Origin of the sequence: Sphaerisporangium siamense, from assembly GCF_014205275.1 — a bacterium.
Taxonomy (GTDB): Bacteria; Actinomycetota; Actinomycetes; order Streptosporangiales; family Streptosporangiaceae; genus Sphaerisporangium; species Sphaerisporangium siamense.
Genome location: NZ_JACHND010000001.1, coordinates 366,222 through 388,162 on the forward strand (window position 1 = coordinate 366,222; position 21,941 = coordinate 388,162).

16 protein-coding genes are annotated in these 21,941 nt (G+C 73.8%); 5 read left to right on the top strand and 11 right to left on the bottom strand.

The features are described 5' to 3' along the window. Window positions 1-13: 13 nt before the first annotated feature. Both BJ982_RS01650 and BJ982_RS01655 read left to right on the top strand, forming a co-directional pair. On the top strand, window positions 14-3,133 hold the full coding sequence (locus BJ982_RS01650) for an ATP-binding protein (protein WP_184875880.1): 3,120 nt from the start codon (window positions 14-16) through the stop codon (window positions 3,131-3,133). Between the two features lie 137 nt (window positions 3,134-3,270). After that, window positions 3,271-4,323: a DNA polymerase ligase N-terminal domain-containing protein gene (locus tag BJ982_RS01655; RefSeq protein ID WP_184875883.1), complete on the top strand. Its 1,053-nt coding sequence runs from the start codon at window positions 3,271-3,273 to the stop codon at window positions 4,321-4,323. Between the two features lie 5 nt (window positions 4,324-4,328). Here BJ982_RS01655 and BJ982_RS01660 read toward each other — a convergent pair whose 3' ends face one another. Together BJ982_RS01660 and BJ982_RS01665 are read right to left on the bottom strand one after the other, a co-directional pair. Next, a complete protein-coding gene (locus BJ982_RS01660; protein WP_184875885.1) occupies window positions 4,329-4,505 on the bottom strand; it encodes a hypothetical protein in 177 nt (58 codons plus the stop codon). A 113-nt stretch (window positions 4,506-4,618) separates the two neighbouring features. Continuing rightward, a complete protein-coding gene (locus BJ982_RS01665; protein WP_203959462.1) occupies window positions 4,619-5,476 on the bottom strand; it encodes a hypothetical protein in 858 nt (285 codons plus the stop codon). Window positions 5,477-5,912: 436 nt separating this feature from the next. On the opposite strand from BJ982_RS01665, the gene glnII reads away from it, so the two are divergent. Next, window positions 5,913-6,926, top strand: a complete 1,014-nt coding sequence (gene glnII / locus BJ982_RS01670) for a glutamine synthetase (protein ID WP_184875889.1) — start codon at window positions 5,913-5,915, stop codon at window positions 6,924-6,926. Window positions 6,927-6,977: 51 nt separating this feature from the next. Here glnII and BJ982_RS01675 read toward each other — a convergent pair whose 3' ends face one another. After that, a complete protein-coding gene (locus BJ982_RS01675) occupies window positions 6,978-7,661 on the bottom strand; it encodes an ATP-dependent Clp protease proteolytic subunit (protein WP_184875891.1) in 684 nt (227 codons plus the stop codon). 25 nt (window positions 7,662-7,686) lie between these two features. Beyond that, window positions 7,687-8,268 (bottom strand): ATP-dependent Clp protease proteolytic subunit, encoded by a 582-nt coding sequence (locus tag BJ982_RS01680; protein ID WP_203959467.1) that lies wholly within the window; start codon window positions 8,266-8,268, stop codon window positions 7,687-7,689. Window positions 8,269-9,025: 757 nt separating this feature from the next. On the opposite strand from BJ982_RS01680, the gene erm reads away from it, so the two are divergent. After that, window positions 9,026-9,883 carry an ErmE/ErmH/ErmO/ErmR family 23S rRNA (adenine(2058)-N(6))-methyltransferase gene (gene erm / locus BJ982_RS01685; protein WP_184875895.1) on the top strand — a complete coding sequence of 286 codons (858 nt, stop codon included), beginning with the start codon at window positions 9,026-9,028 and terminating at the stop codon, window positions 9,881-9,883. 48 nt (window positions 9,884-9,931) lie between these two features. On the opposite strand, the gene BJ982_RS01690 is transcribed toward erm, so the two are convergent. Genes BJ982_RS01690 through dnaK form a run of 7 tightly spaced genes read right to left on the bottom strand, consistent with a single transcriptional unit; the run spans window position 9,932 to window position 18,659 of the window. After that, on the bottom strand, window positions 9,932-11,635 hold the full coding sequence (locus BJ982_RS01690) for an FAD-dependent oxidoreductase (protein WP_184875897.1): 1,704 nt from the start codon (window positions 11,633-11,635) through the stop codon (window positions 9,932-9,934). Beyond that, window positions 11,632-12,069, bottom strand: a complete 438-nt coding sequence (trxA, locus tag BJ982_RS01695; RefSeq protein ID WP_184875899.1) for a thioredoxin — start codon at window positions 12,067-12,069, stop codon at window positions 11,632-11,634. The genes BJ982_RS01690 and trxA overlap by 4 nt, the downstream gene beginning before the upstream one ends. Before the next feature lie 10 nt (window positions 12,070-12,079). Next, window positions 12,080-14,719: an ATP-dependent chaperone ClpB gene (gene clpB, locus BJ982_RS01700; RefSeq protein ID WP_184875900.1), complete on the bottom strand. Its 2,640-nt coding sequence runs from the start codon at window positions 14,717-14,719 to the stop codon at window positions 12,080-12,082. A gap of 58 nt (window positions 14,720-14,777) precedes the next feature. Continuing rightward, window positions 14,778-15,062: a chaperone modulator CbpM gene (locus BJ982_RS01705; RefSeq protein WP_184875903.1), complete on the bottom strand. Its 285-nt coding sequence runs from the start codon at window positions 15,060-15,062 to the stop codon at window positions 14,778-14,780. A 42-nt stretch (window positions 15,063-15,104) separates the two neighbouring features. Then, on the bottom strand, window positions 15,105-16,079 hold the full coding sequence (locus BJ982_RS40190; protein ID WP_184875905.1) for a DnaJ C-terminal domain-containing protein: 975 nt from the start codon (window positions 16,077-16,079) through the stop codon (window positions 15,105-15,107). Window positions 16,080-16,089: 10 nt separating this feature from the next. Next, window positions 16,090-16,734 (bottom strand): nucleotide exchange factor GrpE, encoded by a 645-nt coding sequence (locus BJ982_RS01715; protein WP_184875907.1) that lies wholly within the window; start codon window positions 16,732-16,734, stop codon window positions 16,090-16,092. Window positions 16,735-16,763: 29 nt separating this feature from the next. Next, window positions 16,764-18,659 carry a molecular chaperone DnaK gene (gene dnaK, locus BJ982_RS01720; RefSeq protein WP_184875909.1) on the bottom strand — a complete coding sequence of 632 codons (1,896 nt, stop codon included), beginning with the start codon at window positions 18,657-18,659 and terminating at the stop codon, window positions 16,764-16,766. Between the two features lie 317 nt (window positions 18,660-18,976). On the opposite strand from dnaK, the gene BJ982_RS40195 reads away from it, so the two are divergent. After that, a complete protein-coding gene (locus BJ982_RS40195) occupies window positions 18,977-21,865 on the top strand; it encodes a helix-turn-helix transcriptional regulator (RefSeq protein ID WP_184875911.1) in 2,889 nt (962 codons plus the stop codon). The last annotated feature ends 76 nt before the right edge of the window (window positions 21,866-21,941 follow it).

Below are 21,941 nucleotides of genomic sequence, written 5' to 3' on the forward strand. Positions count from 1 at the left end.
GATACTCGGGATCATGCAGTTCGGCATCCTGGGTCCCACGGAAGTCCTCCGCGACGGACGCCATGTCCCCGTCGGCGGGCCCATGGTGCGCGCCCTGCTCGCCTTCCTGCTGCTGGACGCCGGGCGGGTGGTCGGCGTGGCCCGGCTGATCGACGGCCTGTACGGGGAGAGCGCGCCGTCGGCGAACGCGTTGCAGTCCCAGGTGTCCCGGCTGCGCCGCATCCTCGGCGACGGGCTCGTCGAGTCCCACCCGCTCGGGTACCGCCTCGCCGTCGCGCCCGGCGACGTGGACGTCCACCGGTTCACGGAGCTGGCCCGGCAGGGGCACGAGGCGCTCGCCGCCGGGGACGCCGGCGCCGCCGCCGCCGTGCTGCGCGAGGCCCTGGGGCTGTGGCGGGGCGCCGCGCTCGCCGACATCGGCGGGGCGCCGTTCGCGTACGGGCAGGTCACGCGGCTCACCGAGCTGCGGGTCACCGCCACGGAGGACCGCGTCGAGGCCGACCTCGCGCTCGGCGCGCACCACACGCTGGTCGCCGAGCTGCGCGACCTGGTGGCGGCGCACCCGCTGCGGGAGCGGCTGTGGGGCCAGCTCATGCGCGCCCTGTACGCGTGCGGGCGGCAGGCCGAGGCCCTGGCCGCGTTCGCCGACGCCCGCCGGACGTTGGCCGACGAGCTCGGCGCGGACCCGTCCCCGGAGCTGGCCGCCCTCCACGTCCGCCTCCTGCGCGGCGAGGAGACCGCCGCCGGAGAGATGAGTGACGTGCCGTCCGCGGTCGCGCCGGGGCCGCGGACGGCGCTGCCCGCCGCGCTGACCGGCTTCGTCGGACGGGAGGAGGAGCTGGCGCGCGTCCGCGAGCTGATCGGCCGGGAGCGGCTGGTCACGCTGAGCGGGCCGGGCGGCACCGGCAAGACCCGCCTGGCCGTCGAGGCCGCGCGGCGGGTGGCGGCGGCGGGCGGGGAGGTCGGCTTCGTCGAGCTGGCCCCGCTCGGCGACGGCGCCGAGGTGCCGCAGGCCGTGCTGTCCGCGCTCGGGCTGCGCGAGGGCGGGCTGCGTCCGCCGTCGCCCGCGGACGCCCGGACGTGCACGGCCACCGAGCGCCTGGTCACCGCGCTGGCCGGACGGGAGACCCTGCTCGTGCTCGACAACTGTGAGCACGTCCTGGACGAGGTCGCCGCCCTGGCCGGCCACCTGCTGGCCCGCTGCCCCGGCCTGCGCGTCCTCGCCACCAGCCGGGAGGCACTGGGCGTGCTCGGCGAGACCATCCACCCCGTCCCCCAGCTCGGGCTGCCGCCCGTCGACGCCACGGCCGAGGAGGCGGGCGCGTACCCGGCCGTGCGACTGTTCGCCGAGCGCGCCCGCGCCGTGCGCCCCGGCTTCCGGCTGGACGAGGCCGGCGCGGGCGAGGTCGCGCGCATCTGCCGGGTGCTGGACGGGCTGCCGCTGGCCATCGAGCTGGCCGCCGCGCGCCTGCGGTCGCTGACCGTGGAGGAGGTCGCGGCGCGGCTGGACGACCGGTTCGGCCTGCTCACCCGGGGCAACCGCGCCGCCCAGCCCCGGCACCGCACGCTGCGCGCGGTCGTCGAGTGGAGCTGGGACCTGCTGAACGAGGACGAGCGGGCGCTGGCCCGGCGGCTGACCGTGTTCTCCGGCGGCGCGACCGTGGCGGCGGCCGGCCGCGTCTGCGGGCCCGGCACCGTGGACCCGCTCGCCTCGCTCGCGGACAAGTCGCTGGTCGAGCTGGTCCACGGGCGGTACCGGATGCTGGAGACGATCCGGGCGTTCTGCGCCGAACGGCTGGCGGAGGCGGGCGAGGAGGAGGCCCTGCGGCGCGCCCACCTGGCGTACTACCTGGACCTGGCCGAGACGGCGGAGCCGTTCCTGCGGGACCGCGCGCAGCTCACCTGGCTGGAACGGCTCGACGCCGAGCGGGGCGACCTGCACGCGGCGGTCCGCTGGGCGGCGGAGGCGGGCGAGCACGCGGCGGCGGTCCGGCTGGTCGCCGCGCTGTCGCCGTACTGGCTGCTGCGCGGCAGGCGCAGCGAGGGCGGCAAGGCGGCGGGCGATGCGCTGGCCGCGATCGGCGCGGCGGCGCCGCACGGGCTGGAGGAGGAGTACGTCCTGTGCGTGCTCGACGCCGCCGCGACCGGGGCGGCGGACAAGGCGGCGCTGGAGACGGCCGAGGCGCTGATGGCGGGCCGCCGGGTCGTCCGGCCGTTCCTCACGCTGCTGTGGGGCAGCTTCTCCGGCATGTCCACCGGCCAGGCCGACCCGCGTGACGCCGCGGACCCGTGGACGCGGGCGCTCACCCATCTCGGCCTGGGGTACCGGTCGTGGTGGGCCGAGGGCGACCTGGCGGAGGCCGAGCACGCGTTCTCGCTGGCCCTGGCCGGGTTCCGCGGCGTGGGAGAACGCTGGGGCATGGCCACCGCGCTCGGCGCGCTGGCCGTGCTCGCGGACCTGCGCGGCGACGCCGGGCGGTCGGCGGCGCTCACCGACCAGGCCCTGGAGCTGACGGGCGTGCTCGGCGCCACCGAGGACATGGCCGACCTGCTGCACCGCCGCGCCGACGCGTGCCTGCGCCGCGGCGACCTCGACGCCGCCCGGGGCGACTACGAGCGCGGGATCGAGCTCGGCCGCCGCGCGGGCATGCCCGGCGCGCTCGCCCGGGGCCACCACGGCCTGGCCGAGATCGCCCGCCGGCGCGGGAACGTCGCCGAGGCGCGGCGGCTCTGCCACGAGGCGCTGGCCGAGTGCCCGGCCGGGTGGATCACCACCGAGCAGACCCGGGCCCGCGTCTCGGTCACCTTGGCACGGCTGGCCGTGGCCGAGGGCGAGACCGCGCAGGCCAAGAGGTGGCTGCGGCGGGCGCTGTCGGGCGGCGCGGCCACCCAGGACCTCGGCGTCGCGGCCCTCGCCGTGTGGACGCTCGCCGAGGTCGCGCTGGCCGGCCACGAGGACGAGAAGGCCGCCCGCCTGCTCGGCGCGCACGCGGCCCTGCGCGGCGAGCCTCCGGACCCGGCGCTTCCCGCGCGGTGCCGGTCCCGGCTGGGCGACGTCCCGTACGAGCAGGCGTACGAGAGCGGCCGTCGCATGTCCCCAGAAGAAGCCCTCACCACCTTCTCCCCCACCTGACAAGCACCTTCCTCCCAGCCCGACCATCCCCTTCTCCCCGGCCTGACCGCCGCCTTCTCCCGGACGCACTGCGCCGATCGCATCCGGCCGGGCTTCCCGGCTGGTGCGGCCGGGCCGGAGGCGGGTACGAAACCGCAATGCAGGCCGACAAACTGGACACCTATCGGAGCAAGCGCCACGCCGCCCGCACGCCCGAACCCGTGCCGGGCCCGGGCCCGCTTCCCGAAGGCCACGACGACACGTTCGTGATCCAGGAGCACCACGCCCGTCGCCTGCACTGGGACTTCCGCCTGGAGCGCGGCGGCGTGCTGGTCTCGTGGGCGGTCCCGAAGGGGTTGCCGCTCGACCCGAAGACCAACCACCTCGCCGTCCCCACCGAGGACCACCCGCTGGAGTACGCGACGTTCGAGGGAGAGATCGCCCCGGGCGAGTACGGCGCGGGGCTGGTGCTCATCTGGGACCGGGGCGTCTACGAGACCGAGAAGTGGACCGACCGCGAGGTCAAGGTCGTGCTGCACGGCTCGCGGGTCTCCGGCCGCTACGTGCTGTTCCCGACCGGCGGCAGGAACTGGATGATCCACCGGATGGACCCCCCGCCACCCGAGGCCCCCACCTTCCTGCCGGGCCTGCGCCCGATGCTCCCCGAGGCCCGCAAGCGGCTCCCCCGCGACCAGGCGGCCTACGGCTTCGAGTTCGACCTCGGCGGCGACCGCGCCCTCGTCGCCGTCCGCGACGGCGAGACCCGCCTCCTCGGCCGCGCGGCGCCTTTCCGGGAGACCGGCCCCGACGGCACGGCCCACCCGCGCGGGGCCGGCACGCCCGCTCCGGAGGACGGCCCCGACCTGGGCGGCCTGCCCAAGGCGCTGCTCGACCTGCCCGCCGTCCTGGACGGCCAGATCGTCACGGTGGCCGGCGCGCGGGTCTACATGATCACCGACATCCTGCACCTGGACGGCGGCGACCTCCTGGACCGCCCCTACCGGGACCGCCGCCGCACCCTCGACCACCTCAAGCTGAACGGCGGGCACTGGCAGACCACACCGTGGTTCCCCGGCGACGGCAGGGCCGTCATGAAGGTGGCGCACCGGCGCGGCCTGCCCGCCGTCCTCGCCAAACGCCTGGACAGTCCCTACCTCCCCGGCGCCCGATCCCCCTTCTGGGTCCGCGTCCCCGTCCCTCCGGCCGCCTGACCGCGCTAGCGGGCGCCGAGGTCGGGGTGCTGCCGCCGGACGGGCATGGACGCCGGCCGGAGCGGGACGGTCCTCGGCCGCGCCTCGCTCCGGTCGCGAAGAAGCCGCTCGGCCTCCTCGTGCAGGGCCGCGACGAGAAGCAGCTCGAAGCCGAGCTCGTGATCAAGCGCAGGGTCGTCCATGGTGGTGCCTCCACCTACTAGACGCACCAAACCCCCCAAAGGGTGCACGACCGGGCCATCTATGTATGAGTCCGAACACCACCACAGGGGGCCGAGCGATCACAGCGCGCCGATCATCCCAAGAAGAGGTCCTCCACGGTCACCGCGGTCAACGCCCGCTGAAGCCACTCATCGAGTTGAGCGACGTCCGTGCAGGACTCGATGCGGCTCCGCGCCTCCTGCGTGACGACGATCGACCGACCGGAAAGAATCATGACGATCGCGTCTGCTTTGCCAGCCGCTATACCCTCATCTATACCCTCTTGCTTACCTTCGGCGAAGTATTTCCGGGCGAAATCGCTCTGGTACTCGTAGGTGCCTGCGGCCATCAGGACCTCCCATTGCTTCGAAGCCGCCTCAGGAAGCTTCATCATGACGAAATCAGCGTACAACTTGGCCTGCCCTTCCTCGAGGGTGGACAGGGCTGTCAGCAACGCCTCCAGGACGCGCTGCCCACCGACGTCACCGCCGTGCGCCAGCGCCGACAGGACGGCCAGTTCAGGCACTCTGATCGCCTCCGTCGGATCGGTCACCACGGGGACCACCTCGGGGCTGACGACCATGGGAGCGAGCCGCCACCCGGGGTGCCCCATCTCGATAGGCTCCGCGCACCATCGCGCCGTCCGGGCGTCGGTGCAGACGACGAGCAGGATCGCGGGACAGCGAGCCCGTGCGCGGACCGCGGCCAGGTAGACCGGCCAGCTCCACCGCTTACCGTGATCGACGGCCCGCTGCACCTCTACCACAACGGTCAGCACCGGCTTCCCGTTGGAGAACGTCACCACCGCGTCCGCCTGGTACTCCACCGGCGGGCACTGGGTCAGATCTCCCGACTCGATCCTGGCTTCGTGGTACTCCGGAACTTTCATCCCAAAAGGTCCGGCAAGCAATTTAGCCGCCAATTCAGGGCGATTCTTGAAGAGCAGGATCAACGTTTCATGTTCTTGTGAAGGCACGGCGCCGAAGGTACCGGAGAACAAAGGCTTGGCAAAACTTCGTAAACTTCCATCTCAAGACAGGAGAATCAGTCGGGATTCCCGCAAATCCTGGCAATTGCTTTGTATTCAAAAGGTAGATGGGGCTGCGCTCAGACGCAGAAGGCGATCCGCCCGGAGCGCCGTGGACGGTCGATGTGGTGATCAAGGCGGCGGCATGGTCGTGGCCCACTGGGCGAAGCTCGGGCGGGGGCCAGACCGACTCCCGATCAGCGCGGATGTGTGACGAACAACACGCCGATCCGCCCTTGAGTTCACATGCCGTTTATAAACGGGCAACAGGCCAGAAATCGCCAGTTGGCAGTCTCGGCGTTGCGGGGGACGCGGATCGCCCCTGGTACCTGCTCATATACGCCATGCCGAGGGGATCGAAGTGACCTACAGGGCCGAGTACATCTGGATCGACGGCACCGAGCCGACCGCTCGCCTCCGGTCGAAGACGAAGGTCCTCGCCGACGGCGCCGAGCTGCCGGACTGGGGCTTCGACGGGTCCAGCACGAACCAGGCGCCGGGCAAGGCGTCCGACTGCGTGCTCCGGCCGGTCTTCACCTGTCCGGACCCGATCCGCGGCGGCGACGACGTCCTCGTGCTGTGCGAGGTGCTGCTCCCGGACATGACCCCGCACAAGACCAACACCCGGGCGCAGCTCACCTCCGTCGCCGAGCGCCACGCCGACCAGGAGTCCTGGTTCGGCATCGAGCAGGAGTACACGTTCTTCAAGGACGGCCGCCCGCTCGGTTTCCCGGTCGGCGGCTTCCCCGCCCCGCAGGGCTTCTACTACTGCGGCGTCGGCGCGGACGAGGTCTACGGCCGCGACATCGTCGAGGCGCACCTCGACGCCTGCCTGACGGCCGGTCTGGCCATCTCCGGCATCAACGCCGAGGTCATGCCCGGACAGTGGGAGTTCCAGGTCGGCCCCGGCGGCCCGGTGGAGGTGGCCGACCAGCTCTGGATCGCCCGCTGGCTGCTGTACCGCATCGCCGAGGACTACGACGTGTCGGCCACGCTCGACCCCAAGCCGGTGAAGGGCGACTGGAACGGCGCGGGCGCGCACACCAACTTCTCCACGCGCGCGATGCGCTCCGGCTACGAGCCGATCATCACGGCCTGTGAGGCGCTCGGCGAGAAGGCCGACGAGCACATCGCGGGCTACGGCGCCGGCATCGAGCGCCGCCTGACGGGCATGCACGAGACCGCCCCCTGGAGCGAGTACCACTACGGCGTGTCGGACCGCGGCGCGTCGGTCCGCATCCCCTGGCAGGTGGAGGCCGAGAAGAAGGGCTACATCGAGGACCGCCGCCCGAACGCCAACTGCGACCCGTACGTGGTCACCCGGCTGATCGTGGGCACGTGCTGCGAGGCTCTGGAGAAGGCCGGCCAGGTCTGACCAGCGACGCCGCGCCCGCCCCGCCGTGTTCGGGGCGGGCGCCCTCGCGTCTCAGCGCACCGGGACCGGCTCTTTGACCGACATCCGCTTGCGCGGCAGGAAGACGTCGTCCACCAGGCCGTACGCCTTGGCCTCGTCGGCCGTGAGGATCTTGTCGCGTTCGATGTCGCGGCGCACGGCGTCGGCGGGCCGGCCGCTGTGCCGGGCGATGAGATCCTCCAGCAGCACGCGCAGCCTCAGGATCTCGCGGGCCTGGATCTCCATGTCGCTGGACTGCCCGAAGGTGCCCCCGATGGCGGGCTGGTGGAGCAGGACGCGGGACTGCGGCAGCGCGAACCGCTTGCCGGGCGCGCCCGCCGCCAGCAGCACGGCCGCGGCCGACGCCGCCTGGCCGATGCACACGGTCTGGACCTCGGGCCTGACGAACTGCATCGTGTCGTAGATCGCCGTCATGGCCGTGAACGAGCCGCCGGGCGAGTTGATGTAGATGCTGATGTCGCGGTCGGGGTCGATGGACTCCAGGGTCAGCAACTGGGCCATGACGTCGTTGGCCGAAGTGTCGTCGATCTGCACGCCGAGGAAGATGATGCGGTCCTCGAAGAGCTTGTTGTAGGGGCTGCTCTCCTTGACGCCGTACGTGGTGCGCTCGGTGAAGGACGGCAGGACGTACCTGGCGTGCACGGGCGCCACACCGGACGGAAGGCCCGGCCGTCCCCGGGAGATCGGGTCGTTCATGCTGGCTCCGTTCGGGGGGTGACGGTCATTCCGGGCCGGGCGAGGAGACGGGGCCCTCGGAAGGGACGTCCCTGGCGTTCGGCACCACCTGGTCGATCAGGCCGTACGTCTTGGCCTCCTCGGCGGTGAACCACCGGTCGCGGTCGGAGTCGCGCTCGATCTGCTCGACGGGCTGGCCGCTGTGGAAGGCGATGCGCTCGGCCATGAGCCTCTTGGTGAAGAGCATCTGCTCGGCCTGGATCTTGATGTCGGCCGCCGTGCCGCCGATGCCGCCGAGCGGCTGGTGCATCATGACGCGGGCGTGCGGCAGGGCGTACCGCTTGCCGGGGGCGCCCGCGGTCAGCAGGAACTGGCCCATCGAGGCGGCCAGGCCCATGCCCACCGTCGCGACGTCGTTGGGGATGTACTGCATCACGTCGTAGATGGCCAGCCCGGCCGACACCGAGCCGCCGGGCGAGTTGATGTAGAGGAAGATGTCGCGCTCGGAGTCCTCGGCGGTGAGCAGCAGCAACTCCCCGCAGACGCGGTTGGCGATCTCGTCGTCGACCTCTTTGCCGAGGAAGATGATGCGCTCGCGCAGGAGGCGCTGGCCCAGCGGGTCGATCAGCGAAGGTCGGACCTCGACAGGATGCGAATCCGTCTCGTGCGCGGCCGTGAGGGGATCACGGGAAGAACGCCTCGGGGTCACCGTTGGTCACCTGCTCCCATATATAAGTCGGGTCATGACGCTTTTGCCCACGTCATAAGATGACCTTCACGCTGCCAGATATACCCGCCCCGGGACAGGCTTTTCACTCTCGGCACATTCGACTCCGATGATTACGCTCTTAACGAATTTCGCTGAGAACGTATCCTCCGGCGTTTGAGCCCCCAGGATGGTGACGCGGGTCCTCGGCGTGTCCCGCTTCGAGGCCCACCCGCGCGTCCCGCACGCCGCCTCGTCCGACCGGCGCGGCCGTCTCGGCAGGGCCGTCCCGGCGGGGCCTCTCGGGGCGGCGATAAATCGGTTGCCGTTCCGGCGAGGCGGTTCCTAGGGTCGATGCGTGCTCCAGTGGTCTCTCCTCTCGGCCGGGTGGCCGGTTCGTAGCGAACCGTGCCTGGTCAAGCGCCCCCGCGTCCTGCCGGCCCTGGCCCCGCGGGGACGCGAGATCTGACGCGGCGTCCCGGCGGACGCGTCACCCGGTGCGCCCGCGCGTGACGGCACGCGCGCGCCGCCGTCGTCCTCCCACCGCGTCGACTCGGATCGTATTCACGCTCTCCTTCGCAGGCGCCTTTCCCGTGGTTCATTGCGCGGACCGGCGTCTCCCCCGCGTGCCCAGGGCCTCCGAGACCTGTTTCCTCTCGGACCCGAAGGGGCATTCACAATGGCGCGTTCATTCGCCCATGGCGATTTCTCTCACACGCAGAAAAGGCACACCGGCCGGCAGGACGGCCGGAACGGCGGCCGTACCGAGCGCGACCGCGCGCGGCGCGAGCTGTCGCAGAACTTCCTGGTCGACCGGGACGCGGTGGCCCACATCGTGAGGACCGCGGACCCGCGGCCCGCGGACCTGGTGCTCGAACCGGGCGCCGGGGAGGGCGTCCTCACGCGGGCGCTGGCGGCGCGCGCCGGAAAGGTCGTCGCGTACGAGATCGACGTCCTGCTCGCGGGCAGGCTCGCCGCCCGCACCCGGGACGACGCGAGGATCGAGGTGGTGCGCGGCGACTTCCTGGCCGCCCGCGCGCCGCGCGAACCGTTCGCCGTGGTGGGGAGCATCCCGTACGCGGCCACGTCCCGGATCGTCGACTGGTGCCTGCGGGCGCCCGCCCTCACCGGCGCGACCCTGGTGACGCAACTGGAGTACGCGCGCAAGCGCTCCGGCGACTTCGGCCGCTGGAGCCTGCTGACCGTGCGGACGTGGCCGTGGTTCTCCTGGAGCCTGGCGGGCCGTGTCGGCCGGGAGGCGTTCCGCCCGGTCCCGGCCGTGGACTCGGCCGTCCTGCGCCTCGACCGGCGGACCGCGCCGCTGCTCCCGCCGGAGGCGGCGGCCGGGTACGACACCCTGGTGGACCTGGGCTTCCAGGGGGTCGGCGGCACCCTGCGCGCCTCGCTGCTGACCCGATACGGCCCCGGGCACGTGGACGCGGCCCTCGCCCGGGCGGGCGTCTCTCCGTCCACCGTGGTCGCCTACGTCCATCCTGACCGGTGGGCGACCCTCTGGCAGGTCCTCCAGGACCGCTGAACCGGCGCCCCGGCCTGACCGCCTCCCCCGTGACGACGAGGAGCGCGGTCAGGCCGGGGGGTGGCCGGTCGTCTTCAGGTGTTCGTGGATCAGGTGGACGGCCATGGACCCTTCGCCCGTGGCCGACGAGACCCGCTTGACCGAGCCCGCGCGCACGTCGCCGGCCGCGAACACGCCCATCACGCTGGTCTCCAAGGGGAAGGGACGGCCGCTCTCGTGCCAGGGTTCGCCGGGCGCGCGGGCGGCCGTCCCGGACGCCGGGAGGCGGGCCACGTCGGGACCGGTGAGGACGAAGCCCCGCTCGTCCAGGGCGACCTCGCCGGACAGCCACCGGGTCTGGGGCTCGGCGCCGATCAGGACGAACACCGCCGCGGCCTCGATCTCGCGGCGCTCCCCCGTGCGCGTGTCCTCGGCGACGACGGCCCGCAGTTCCCCTCCGGCGTCGCCGACCAGCTCCCTGACCTCGGTGTTGAGGAGGATCCGCACGCCGGGGTCGCGCCGCAGCTCGTCCGCCAGGTACCGGGACATGCTCCTGCCGAGGTCGCCCGCGCGGACCAGGAGCCGTACGCGGGCCGCGTGCCGGGCCAGATAGATCGCCGCCTGCCCGGCGTCGTTGCCCCCGCCGACGACGACCACCGGCGCGCGCATGCAGAGCCTCGCCTCCGCGGGGGTGGCCGCGTAGTGGACGCCCGCCCCCTCGAACCCGGCCGCGCCGGGCACCTCCAGCCTGCGGTACCGGGTGCCGGTGGCGACGACGACCGTGTGCGCGCTGACGGACCTGCCGTCCTCCAGACAGATCACGTAGTGCCTCTCGTGGCGGTCGAGGGACACGGCCTTGGCGGGCACGGTGAACTCGGCGCCGGCCTTCCGAGCCTGTACGGCCGCGCGCTCGGCCAGCTCGCCGCCGGAGATCCCGGCGGGGAACCCGAAGTGGTTCCCGATCAGCGCGGAGGCCGCGGCCAGGCCGCCCGCGGCGACGGCGTCGACCACGACCGTCGACAGGCCCTCGGAGGCGGCGTAGACGGCGGCGGCCAGCCCGGCGGGGCCCGCACCGACCACGACGAGGTCGCCGACCATCTCCCTGGCCAGCGGCGCGGGCATCCCGCCCGCCCGCGCCAGCTCGGCGTTGCCCGGCGCGCGCAGCACCTTCTCGCCGCGCAGGATGACCACCGGCACGTCCGCGGGCGTGAAGCCGAGGTGGTCGAGGAGTTGCCCGGCCTCCTTGTCGTCCTCCAGGTCGATCCACTTGTGCGGGAGCCGGTTGCGCGCCGCGAACTCGCGCAGCCGCCGCGACCCCGGCGAGTGGCGTGAGCCCATGATGCGCAGGCCCGCCTCCAGCTCGGCGAGGACGCCGCGCCGGATCAGGTACGCCCGCAGGATCACGTCGCCGATGCCGGGGTGGTCGTCCACCACCCCCCGCAGGTCCGCGACGGGCACCGACAGCACCGCGCCCGGGTCGCGCACGACGGCGCGCAGCCCTCCGGCCTGCCCGGTGAGCAGGCCGAGCCCGCCGAGGAAGCGGCCGGGGCCGTGTACGCCGTGCACGCGCTCCTCGTCGCCGGACGGCTCGACCACGGCCACCGTGCCGTCGAGGACGACGTAGAAGGCGGGCCACCGTTCGCCCTCGCGGATGAGCACCTCGCCGGGCAGCGTGGGGTGCCGGGTGCCGCACGCGGCCAGAAGCGCCATCTCCGCGGGGCCGAGCCGCGGATACGCCCCGTACAGGTCGGGCGTCTCGTGTGCCGGGCTCATGCCGTGACGAGCGCCTCGTCGACCCAGCGCCGCAGCTCCGGCCCGGGAGCCGCGCCCGCCCGCTGGGCGACGATCCGCCCCCGGTTCATGATCATCAGGGTGGGTACGGCCTGGACGCCGTACCGCTCGGCCGTCCTGGGCGCGCGGTCGACGTTCACCTTGACGAGCTTGATCGTGCCCGCCAGCTCGGTGGCGAGACCTTCGAGTACCGGGGTCACCACACGGCACGGCGCGCACCACTCCGCCCAGAAGTCCACCAGGACGGGGACGGTGGCCGTCTCCACCACCTGGGCGAAGTCGCCGTCGCCCGCCTCGGTGGTCCACGGCAGCGCGTTGTGGCAGTTCCCGCAGCGCGGCACCCCGCCGGCCGCCGCGGGGAGGCGGTTGTCCCGCCCGCACTCGGGGCACCGGACGACGCTGCTCGACGATGACATCGGCCCCTCCTCACTCCGGTGGCCGCTCCCCGCCGTCGCCCGGGTCGCTCCAGGTGACGGTGAGACGGCCGTCCACGACGTCCACGCGGATCACTGCGCCTTCGCGCACGTCCCCGGCGATCAGGGCGCGGGCGACGCGGGTCTCGACCTCGCGGGCGATGAAGCGGCGCAGCGGCCGGGCGCCGTAGACGGGGTCGAAGCCCTGCTCGGCGATGTACCGCAGCGCGTCCTGTGAGACGTCCAAGGTCATGCGCCGGTCGGCGAGGCGGGCCCGGACGTCCTTGAACATCAGCGACACGATCTCCTCGATCTCGGGTTCGGTCAGCGGCTTGAACAGCACGGTGTCGTCCACCCGGTTGAGGAACTCGGGGCGGAAGTGCGCGCGCAGGTCGGCCATCACCAGGTCGCGGACGTCCGGCGCGATCTCGCCGGTCGTCGACACCCGCTCGCTGAGGTAGTGCGACCCGATGTTCGAGGTCATGATGATCACGGTGTTGCGGAAGTCCACCGTGCGGCCCTGGGCGTCGGTCAGCCGCCCGTCGTCCAGCACCTGCAGCAGCGTGTTGAACACGTCCGCGTGGGCCTTCTCGATCTCGTCGAACAGCACCACCGAGTACGGCTTGCGCCGCACGGCCTCGGTGAGCTGGCCGCCCTCCTCGTAGCCGACGTAGCCGGGAGGAGCGCCGACGAGCCTGCTGACCGTGTGCCGCTCCTGGTACTCGCTCATGTCGACGCGGACCATGTTCTCCTCGCTGTCGAACAGCGCCTCCGCCAGCGCCTTGGCCAGCTCGGTCTTGCCGACGCCCGTCGGGCCGAGGAAGATGAACGACCCGATCGGCCGGCGCGGGTCCTTGATGCCCGACCGGGCCCGGATGATCGCGTCGGTGACGGCGTTCACGGCCTCGTCCTGGCCGATCACCCGCTCGTGCAGGATGTCGTCCAGCCGGAGCAGCTTCTCGCGCTCGCCCTCGCGCAGCCGGGCGACCGGGATGCCGGTCCAGCGGGAGACGATGCCCGCGATCTCGTCCTCGGTGACGACCTCGCGCAGCAGCCGGTGGACGCCGTGCTTGGCCTCAAGCTGCTCCTCGGCGGCGTTCAGCCTGCGCTCCAGCTCGGGCAGCCTGCCGTGCATCAGCTCGGCGGCCCGGTTGAGGTCGTAGGTGCGCTCGGCCGCCTCCGCCTCGCGCCGCACGCCCTCCATCTCCTGGCGCAGCTGCTGCGCCCTCCTGAGGGCGTGCCGCTCGGCCTCCCACTGGGCGCGCATCGCGTCGGACTCGGCGCGCAGGTCGGCCAGCTCCTTGCGCAGAACCTCCAGCCGCCGCAGCCCGGCCGGGTCGTCCTCCTTGGACAGCGCCGCCTCCTCGATCTCCAGCCGCATCACCCGGCGGGTCAGCTCGTCCAGCTCGGCGGGCATGGAGTCGATCTCGGTACGCAGCATCGCGCACGCCTCGTCCACCAGGTCGATCGCCTTGTCCGGCAGGAAGCGGTCGGAGATGTAGCGGTGGCTGAGCAGGACGGCGGCCACCAGCGCGCTGTCCAGGATGCGCACCCCGTGGAACACCTCGAACCGCTCGCGCAGCCCGCGCAGGATCGAGATGGCGTCCTCGACCGACGGCTCGTCCACGAACACCGGCTGGAAGCGGCGCTCCAGGGCGGCGTCCTTCTCGATGTACCGGCGGTACTCGCCCACCGTGGTCGCGCCGATCAGGTGCAGCTCGCCGCGGGCCAGCATCGGCTTGAGCATGTTGCCCGCGTCCATGGCGCCCTCGGTGGCGCCCGCGCCGACCACGTTGTGCACCTCGTCGATGAACAGCAGGATCCGCCCCTCGGACGCCTTGACCTCGTTGAGTACGGCCTTCAGCCGCTCCTCGAACTCGCCGCGGTACTTCGCCCCGGCGATCAGCGCGCCCATGTCGAGGGCGAAGACCGCCTTGTCCTTCAGCCCCTCGGGCACGTCGCCGCGCGCGATGCGCTGGGCCAGGCCCTCGACGATGGCCGTCTTGCCGACGCCGGGGTCGCCGATCAGCACGGGGTTGTTCTTCGACTTGCGCGACAGGATCTGCATCACGCGGCGGATCTCGCCGTCCCGGCCGATCACCGGGTCCAGCTTGCCCGCCCGCGCGTCGGTGACCAGGTCGCGGCCGTACTTCTCCAGCGCCTCGTAGGCGACCTCCGGGTTGGCCGAGGTCACCCGCTGGTTGCCCCGGATACGGGTCAGCGCGTTCAGAAGGCCGTCCCGGGTCAGTCCCTGCCCGGCGAGCAGGCGTCCCGCCGCGGTCTCCGTGCCCTCGTCCATCAGGGCCAGCAGCAGGTGCTCGACCGAGACGTACTCGTCCTTCAGCCGCCGCGCCTCGCCGTCGGCGGCGTCCAGCAGCCGCGACAGGCGCTGGGTGACGTACACCTGGCCGGGCGCGGCGCCGGGGCCGCTGACCCGCGGCCGTCGCTCCAGCTCGGCGGCCAGCTCCAGCCGCAGCTTCTCCGGATCGCCGCCCGCCGCCGAGACCAGGCGGGGCACGAGCCCGTCGGGCTGTTCGAGCAGGGCGAGCAGCAGGTGCTCGCCGTCCACCTCGGTGTGCCCGTACCGGATGGCCTTGGTCTGGGCGTCGTGCATCCCCTGCTGCGATTTCTGGGTCAGTCGGTTCGGGTCCACGATGCGGCTCTCCTTCGTCGTGGTCGGGTACGGCGGCTCCGCGGGCGAGAACGCGCGGTCATGGACGGTGCCGCAGGGCGTCTTCCAGCCGCTCGATGCGGTCGAGCAGGTCCAGCACCACGCCGAGCGAGGCGTAGTTGAGGGCGAGCCCGGCGTGCAGCCGCTCGATCCTGCCGAGCAGGACGAGCTGGGCGGGCGGGAACCTCAGGTCGCCGCCCGGCCCGCCCATCGGCTCCAGCAGCCCCAGCCTGACCAGCCGCAGCACCAGCTCGGGATGCATCCCGCCGGCGCGCGCGAACGCCTCCAACCCGATGCCGGGCATCCGCACCAAAGACGTCGTCATGATCGCCTCCCTCCCGGCCCCGGCGCGCCGCCGCCGCGCCGATCACGGCGTGCCTTCCCTGGGGTCGAAGCCGGAGATCGCCGCCAGCCGCTCGAACAGCTCACGCTCCTCGCGGCCGAGACGGCGCGGCACCACGATCCGGGCCTCGGCGTACAGGTCGCCGGGCGCGCCCTTGGGGTTCGGGAGTCCGCGGCCGCGCAGGCGCAGCCGGCGCCCGCTCGACGTACCGGGCGGCACCTTGACCTTGGTGTCGCCGCCGGGCGTGCCGACGGCGACGGTCGCGCCGAGCGCCCCCTCCCAGGGGGCGAGCGCCAGCGGGACGTAGATGTCGCGGCCCTCGACGCGGTACCGGGGGTCGGAGATGCGGACGATCAGGTACAGGTCGCCGGCGCGGCCCCCGTCCGAGCCCCGCCCGCCCTGGCCGGCCAGCCGGACGCGCCGGCCGTCGGTCACGCCGGGCGGGATGGTGACCTGGAGCGTCCTCGGTCCCTCGGGTCCCTGGATCGTGATCGGCCGCCGCCCGCCGTGATACGCCTCGGCCACGCTGAGCGTGATCTCGGCCTCCTGGTCGGCGCCCGCGACCGCCCCCCAGCCGCCGCCGGCCCGCCCGCCGAACATGCCGCCGAGCAGGTCCTCCAGGTCGATGTCGAGGCCCTCGCCCGCGCTGAACCGGAAGCCCTGGCCCTGCCCGGCCGTGCGCCTGCCGCCCGCGCGTGCCCACGGCCCTCCGGCCCGGCCGGCGCCGGCCCCGGCGCGCGCCCGCGACCACGCCTCGGGGTCGACGTCCTCGGGCACCGAGCGCCACTCCGGGCCGAACGCGTCGTACCGGCGCCGCTTGTCCGGGTCGGACAGCACGTCGTACGCCTCGGAGATGTCCTTGAACTTCTCCTCCGCCCCCGGGTCCTTGTTGACGTCGGGGTGGTAGGACCGGGCGAGCTTCCGGTAGGCGCGCTGGATCTCGTCCTGGGAGGCCGTCCTCGGCACCCCCAGCGCCTGGTAGAAGTCGCCCGCCGCCATCGGTCCCGCCCTAGCCCGGCGCGGTCGAGACGATCACCGAGGCGGGCCGCAACTGGTGCCGTCCCTCCCCGTAGCCGGGGCGCACGGTCTCCACGACCGTGCCCGCCGGGACCTCGGTGTTCTCGACCGTGCCCATGGCCTCGTGCGTCTTCGGGTCGAACGGGACGCCGACCTCGTCGTGCCGGGGGAACCCCAGCCGTGCCAGCAGCCCGATCGCCTGGTCGCGGACCACGCGCACGCCCTCGATGATCGCGCTCTCCGCCGCGTCGGCCGCGCGGGCGTGCCGCAGGGCGAGGTCGAGGTTGTCCACGATGGGCAGCCACTCGCCGACGACGCGGTCCCGCTCGTCGGTGCGGATGCGCTCGGCGTCCCTGGCGATCCGCTTGCGGAAGTTGTCCAGCTCGGCGGCGGACCTCAGCCAGCGGTCCTCCAGCTCGGCGATCTTCGCCTCCATGTCCTCGACCGGGGTCCCGGCCTCCTCGGCGGCCTCCTCGGCCTCGGGCGCGCGCGACGCCGGCGACACGCGCGCCCCCGAGTCCAAGGGCCCGGTCCCGGGGGCACCGGGGACCGGGCCAGGGGAGCCGCCGCCCACGGGGCCGTCGTCCGCCGCCGGCGCCGCCGCGCCCCGCGGCCTTTCCTCATGTCGATCAGCCATGTCGCTCCATCCCCGATCCGCCGCACGGATCAGTCGGAGGTCGTGAACTCGGCGTCGATCACCTCGTCGTCACCGCCGCCCTCGCCGCGCGGGGCCCCGCTCGTCCCCGCCCCGGCGCCCGCGGGCTCGCCGGCGGAGACGGCGCCGAGCGAGTGGTAGACCTGCTGCAGCTCGGAGGTGAGGTCGCGCAGCCGCTCGATCGGGGCCTCCTCCTTGATGGCCTGCCGCGCGTCGGCGGCGAGCTGCTCGGCCCGCGCCTTCTCGTGGACGGGCACCGCGTCCCCGAGCTCGGTGACCCGGCGCTCCACCTGGTAGGCCACCGAGTCCAGCTCGTTCCTCGCGTCGATGGCCTCGCGGAGCCTGGCGTCCTCGCCGCGGTGCTGCTCGGCGTCCCGCACCATGCGCTCGACCTCGCTCTTGTCGAGGTTGGAGCTCTCGCTGATGGTGATCCGCTGCTCGGCGTTGGTGTCCTTGTCCCGGGCCGCGACGTTGAGTATGCCGTTGGCGTCCACGTCGAAGGTCACCTCGACCTGCGGCACTCCGCGCGGCGCCGGGCGGATGTTCTCCAGCCGGAACCGTCCGAGCGCCCGGTTGTCGGCCGCGCGCTCCCGCTCGCCCTGCAGCACGACGACGTCCACGGCGCTCTGGTTGTCCTCGGCGGTGCTGAACGTCTCGGTGCGGCGGGCCGGGATCGTGGTGTTCCGCTCCAGGACCTTGGTCATCACGCCGCCGAGCGTCTCGATGCCGAGTGACAGCGGCGTGACGTCGAGCAGCAGGACGTCCTTGACCTCGCCCTTCAGGACCCCGGCCTGGATGGCGGCGCCGTCGGCCACCACCTCGTCGGGGTTGACGCTCATGTTCGGCTCCTTGCCGCCGGTGAGCCGCCGCACGAGGTTCTGCACGGCCGGGATGCGCGTGGAGCCGCCGACGAGGATGACCTCGTCGAGGTCGTCGGCGGTGAGCTTGGCGTCCTCCATGGCCTGCCGCACCGGGCCCATCGTGCGCTCGACCAGGTCGTGTGTGATCTCCTCGAACGTCGAGCGCATCAGGGTGGTGTTGAGGTGTTTGGGGCCGTTGGCGTCGGCGGTGATGAACGGCAGGCTGACCGTCGTCTGGGTCACCGAGGACAGCTCGACCTTGGCCTTCTCCGCCGCCTCGAACAGCCGCTGCAACGCCTGCGGGTCGCGGCGCAGGTCGATGCCCTCCTGCCGCTGGAACTCGTCGGCCAGGTAGTCGACGATGCGCCGGTCGAAGTCGTCGCCGCCGAGGTGGGTGTCCCCCGCCGTGGAGCGGACCTCGATCACGCCCTCGCCGATGTCCAGGACGCTGACGTCGAAGGTGCCGCCGCCGAGGTCGAAGACCAGGACGGTCTCGCTGCCCTTCTTGTCCAGCCCGTACGCCAACGCCGCCGCGGTCGGCTCGTTGATGATCCGCATGACCTCCAGACCGGCGATCTTGCCGGCGTCGCGGGTGGCGTGGCGCTGGGCGTCGTTGAAGTACGCGGGGACGGTGATGACCGCCTCGGTGACCTTCTCGCCGAGGAACTTGGAGGCGTCCTGGACGAGCTTGCGCAGGATCATCGCGGAGATCTCCTCCGGCGCGTACTGCTTCCCCCTGACCGAGAAGCGGACCGCGTCGTCGGGGCCGGGCACGACGTCGAAGGACACCGCGTTGATCTCGCTCTGCACCTCGTCGTAGCGGCGTCCGACGAAACGCTTGACGGAGTAGATCGTGCCCTTGGGGTTGAGGATCGCCTGCCGGCGGGCGAGCTGGCCCACCAGCCGCTCGCCGCCCTCGGTGAACGCCACGACCGACGGGGTCGTCCGCTGGCCCTCCGCGTTGGGTATGACGACGGGCTGCCCTTCCTCCGTCGTCGCGATGACGGAGTTCGTGGTTCCGAGGTCGATTCCTACTGCCTTGGCCATGACGTCCTCCCCGGGTCCGGCCCGCTGGCCACGCGCATGCTCACGTGGTCGGCGCGAACCCGGAAACGGGCGCCGCGCCCCATACCCCACACACTCGACACTGCTCAGCGGAGCCGGGCGCCACATCCTTCAACCTGACAGTCGTTCCGCCCCGCCCGCGCACTCCCCCCGCCCGCGCCGGGCCGGGGAAACGGCCCGCGCGGGCCGCCGACGCGCCGTCATCCCTACAGAACCGGGGATGCGACCCCGTCAAACGCGCAGGTCAGGCCATGTGTACCGTGGAGGGGAGCAGGCGAGCCCCGGCGGCGGGGGGAGACATGCGAGGACGCGAGCCCGAGTGGCACATCGTCACGCGGCTGCTGCGTGAGGCCAGGAACGGCGGCGGGGGAACGCTGCTCGTCGAAGGCGAGCCCGGGACGGGCAAGAGCCTCCTGCTGTCCGAGGCCGCCGCGCACGCGTCCCGGCAGGGGCTGGTGCCGGTCACCGGCGAGGCCGAGCGGCTCGGCGAGTTCGTCCCCCTGGCCCCGTTGCTCAAGGCCCTGGACGAGCAGCCCGCCCGCGAGTTCCTGGAGGACGACGACGCGCCGGCCGAGTGGCGCGACCCCCGGCTCCACCTGCTGGAACGGCTGCGGACCCGGCTGGAGATGCGCGCCTCGACCCGCCCCGTGCTCGTCGCGCTCGACGACCTGCAGTGGGCCGACAGGGACACGCTCGCCGCGCTGCGGACGCTGCACTGGGAGCTGGCCGGCGCGCCGGTGGTGTGGCTGCTCGCCCGCGGTACCGGAGCCTGCCGCCCCGGACCCGGCGGCGCCCACGACGAGGCGCGGCGGCTGTTCGACGTCCTGGAACGGCACGGGGCCGCCCGCGTCGTGCTCGGGCCGCTGACCGGCGCCGACGTGGCCGCGGTGGCCGAGGACCTGCTCGGCGCGGCGCCGGGGCCGGACGTGCTGGCGCTCGCGGCGCAGGCCGGAGGCAATCCCTTCCTGCTCACCGAGCTGCTCGCGGGCCTGCTGGAGGAGGGCGCGGTCGAGATCGCCGGCGGGCGGGCCCGGCTGCTGTCCGCCGAGCCGCCCGGCCGCGTCCACGCCGTCGTGCGCGGGATGCTCGACGGCCTCGACTGCGACACCCGGCGGCTCGTCGAGACGGCCGCCGTCCTCGGCAGGTCCTTCACGGCCGAGGACGCCGCCGAGCTGATGGGGACCACGCCCGCGACGCTGCTGCCCGCGTTCGAGGAGGCCCTGGAGGAAGGCGTCCTCACCACCGCGGGCGAGACGCTGGAGTTCCGGCACGAGCTGGTGTGGCGGGCGGTCGTCGCCGGGCTGCCCGCCTCCCTGCGCACGGCGCTGCACCACCAGATCGGGGAGATCCTGCTGGACCGCGGCGGCTCGGCGGTGCGGGCCGCGAGCCACCTGGTCGAGGGCACCCGGCCCGGTGACGTGCGCACCCTCGGCGGCCTCGACCGCGCGGTCCGCGAGGTGCTCGGGTCCTCGCCCGGCGCCGCCGCCGACCTCGCCGTCCAGGCGGTGCGGCTGAGCGACCCCGCCGACCCTTCCAGGACGGCCCGGGTCGTCACCGCGATCCAGGCCACCGCCGAGGCCGGGCGCCTCGACGAGGCCGAGAGGCTGGCCAGGGCCGCGCTGGCGGGGCCGGTCTCCGGCGAGGCGGCGGCGGCCGTCCGCTGCGGGCTGGCGTGCGCGCTGTTCATGGACGGCCGGGCGGGGCAGGCGGTCGCGGAGGCGCGGGCCGCGCTGCGGGAGCCCGGCCTGCCCGCCCACCTGCGCGACCGCGCCACCCTCGCCCTGCTGTGCGGCCTCGCGGGCGAGCCCGGCGCGCGGGAGGCCGAGACGGAGGCCGAGGCGATCCTCACGGCCGCCGAGCGCCACGGGGACACACTGGTCGTCGGCGCCCTGACCGCCCTGGCCACGATCCGCTGGGAGTCCGGCCACCTGGCCGACGGCCTGCACCTGGCCCGCGAGGCCGTCCGCCACGCGACCACCCCGGACACCGGCGAGCGGGACCCGCGCCAGGGCGGCCGGGCCGCCGCGGACGGGACCGGGCGGGATCCGCGTGCGGACGGGCCGGGCGGCGGGTCGTCGTTCGGGGAGCGGCTGGCGTGCCCGCGGCTGACGCTGGCGTCGATGCTGGCCGACGCGCGACGCCTCGACGAGGCGCGGACGCTGCTCGCCGAGGCCGGCGAGGAGGCGGGGAGCGACGCGTGGGCGGGCCCGGCCGCGGTGCGGGCCCGGGTGGAGCTGATCGCGGGCCACCTCGACGAGGCCGCCGCGCGGGCCCGCGCCGCCCTCGACCTGTCACGGGGCCGCGGCGCCTTCGGCGCCCTGGCGTCGTCCGTGATCGCCGCCGTGTCCCTGCGGCGCGGCGACCTCCGCGCGGCGGCCGCGCATACGGCCCCGGAACAGGGCCACGCGCCCGCGACGCCCGGCGAGACCGCGCCCGCCCGGTGCGCGTTGATCGCCGGGCAGGTGGCCGAGGCGCGGGACGGTCCGGCGGCGGCGGTGCGGCTCGTCGCGCACCTGTACGCGGACGCGGGGCAGGCGCGGCGCGCCCTGGTCGCGGACCCGGACGCCGCCTCCTGGCTGGCGCGCACCGCCCTGGCCGCCGGGGACCGTCCGCGCGCCGAGGCGGCGGTCACGGTGGCCGAGGAGCTGGCGGCCGGGAACCCCGGATTCCCCGCGGTCGGCGCCGCCGCGCGGCACGCCCGCGGCCTGCTCGACGGGGACCCGGACGCGCTCGCCGCGGCCGGCGAGGAGGGGGCCGACCCGTGGGCGCGGGCGTCGGCGGCCGAGGACCTCGGCGAGGCGCTGGCCGCCCGCGGCGACCGGCAGGCGGCCGTGCGCGGCCTGGACCGCGCGCTGTCCTGCTACGAAGGGAGCGGGTCGGTCAGGGACGCGGCCCGCGTGCGCCGCAGGCTGCGCCGGATGGGCGTGCGCCACCGCCACTGGGCCACCAGCGACCGTCCGGTCTCCGGCTGGGGCAGCCTGACCGACACCGAGCGCGCGGTCGCGCGCCTGGTCACGCAGGGCTGGACGAACCGGCAGGTCGCGGACCAGATGTTCATCAGCGCCCACACGGTCGCCTTCCACCTGCGCCAGATCTTCCGCAAGCTCGGCATCGGGTCCCGCGTCGAGCTCACCCGCCTGGCCCTCGAACACGCCCGCACCGGTTCCGAGGACACCGCGCACGGCTGAGAGCCGGAAGGTAGATCTACGGAACCGCTGGTGGGTGGGTCGGAGCATCGAAGTTTTCGAGGGTCAGGGTCGCAAG

Excerpts from the sequence above, each read along its gene's own strand:
- BJ982_RS01650 (WP_184875880.1), top strand. The coding sequence starts at position 14 with ATGCAGTTCGGCATCCTGGGTCCCACGGAAGTCCTCCGCGACGGACGC.
- BJ982_RS01705 (WP_184875903.1), bottom strand. The coding sequence starts at position 15,062 with ATGACGACGTCTTTGGTGCGGATGCCCGGCATCGGGTTGGAGGCGTTC.
- BJ982_RS01690 (WP_184875897.1), bottom strand. The coding sequence starts at position 11,635 with ATGAGCCCGGCACACGAGACGCCCGACCTGTACGGGGCGTATCCGCGG.
- BJ982_RS01655 (WP_184875883.1), top strand. The coding sequence starts at position 3,271 with ATGCAGGCCGACAAACTGGACACCTATCGGAGCAAGCGCCACGCCGCC.
- BJ982_RS01715 (WP_184875907.1), bottom strand. The coding sequence starts at position 16,734 with ATGGCTGATCGACATGAGGAAAGGCCGCGGGGCGCGGCGGCGCCGGCG.
- BJ982_RS40190 (WP_184875905.1), bottom strand. The coding sequence starts at position 16,079 with ATGGCGGCGGGCGACTTCTACCAGGCGCTGGGGGTGCCGAGGACGGCC.
- BJ982_RS01660 (WP_184875885.1), bottom strand. The coding sequence starts at position 4,505 with ATGGACGACCCTGCGCTTGATCACGAGCTCGGCTTCGAGCTGCTTCTC.
- dnaK (WP_184875909.1), bottom strand. The coding sequence starts at position 18,659 with ATGGCCAAGGCAGTAGGAATCGACCTCGGAACCACGAACTCCGTCATC.
- erm (WP_184875895.1), top strand. The coding sequence starts at position 9,026 with ATGGCGCGTTCATTCGCCCATGGCGATTTCTCTCACACGCAGAAAAGG.
- trxA (WP_184875899.1), bottom strand. The coding sequence starts at position 12,069 with ATGTCATCGTCGAGCAGCGTCGTCCGGTGCCCCGAGTGCGGGCGGGAC.
- BJ982_RS01675 (WP_184875891.1), bottom strand. The coding sequence starts at position 7,661 with ATGAACGACCCGATCTCCCGGGGACGGCCGGGCCTTCCGTCCGGTGTG.
- BJ982_RS40195 (WP_184875911.1), top strand. The coding sequence starts at position 18,977 with ATGCGAGGACGCGAGCCCGAGTGGCACATCGTCACGCGGCTGCTGCGT.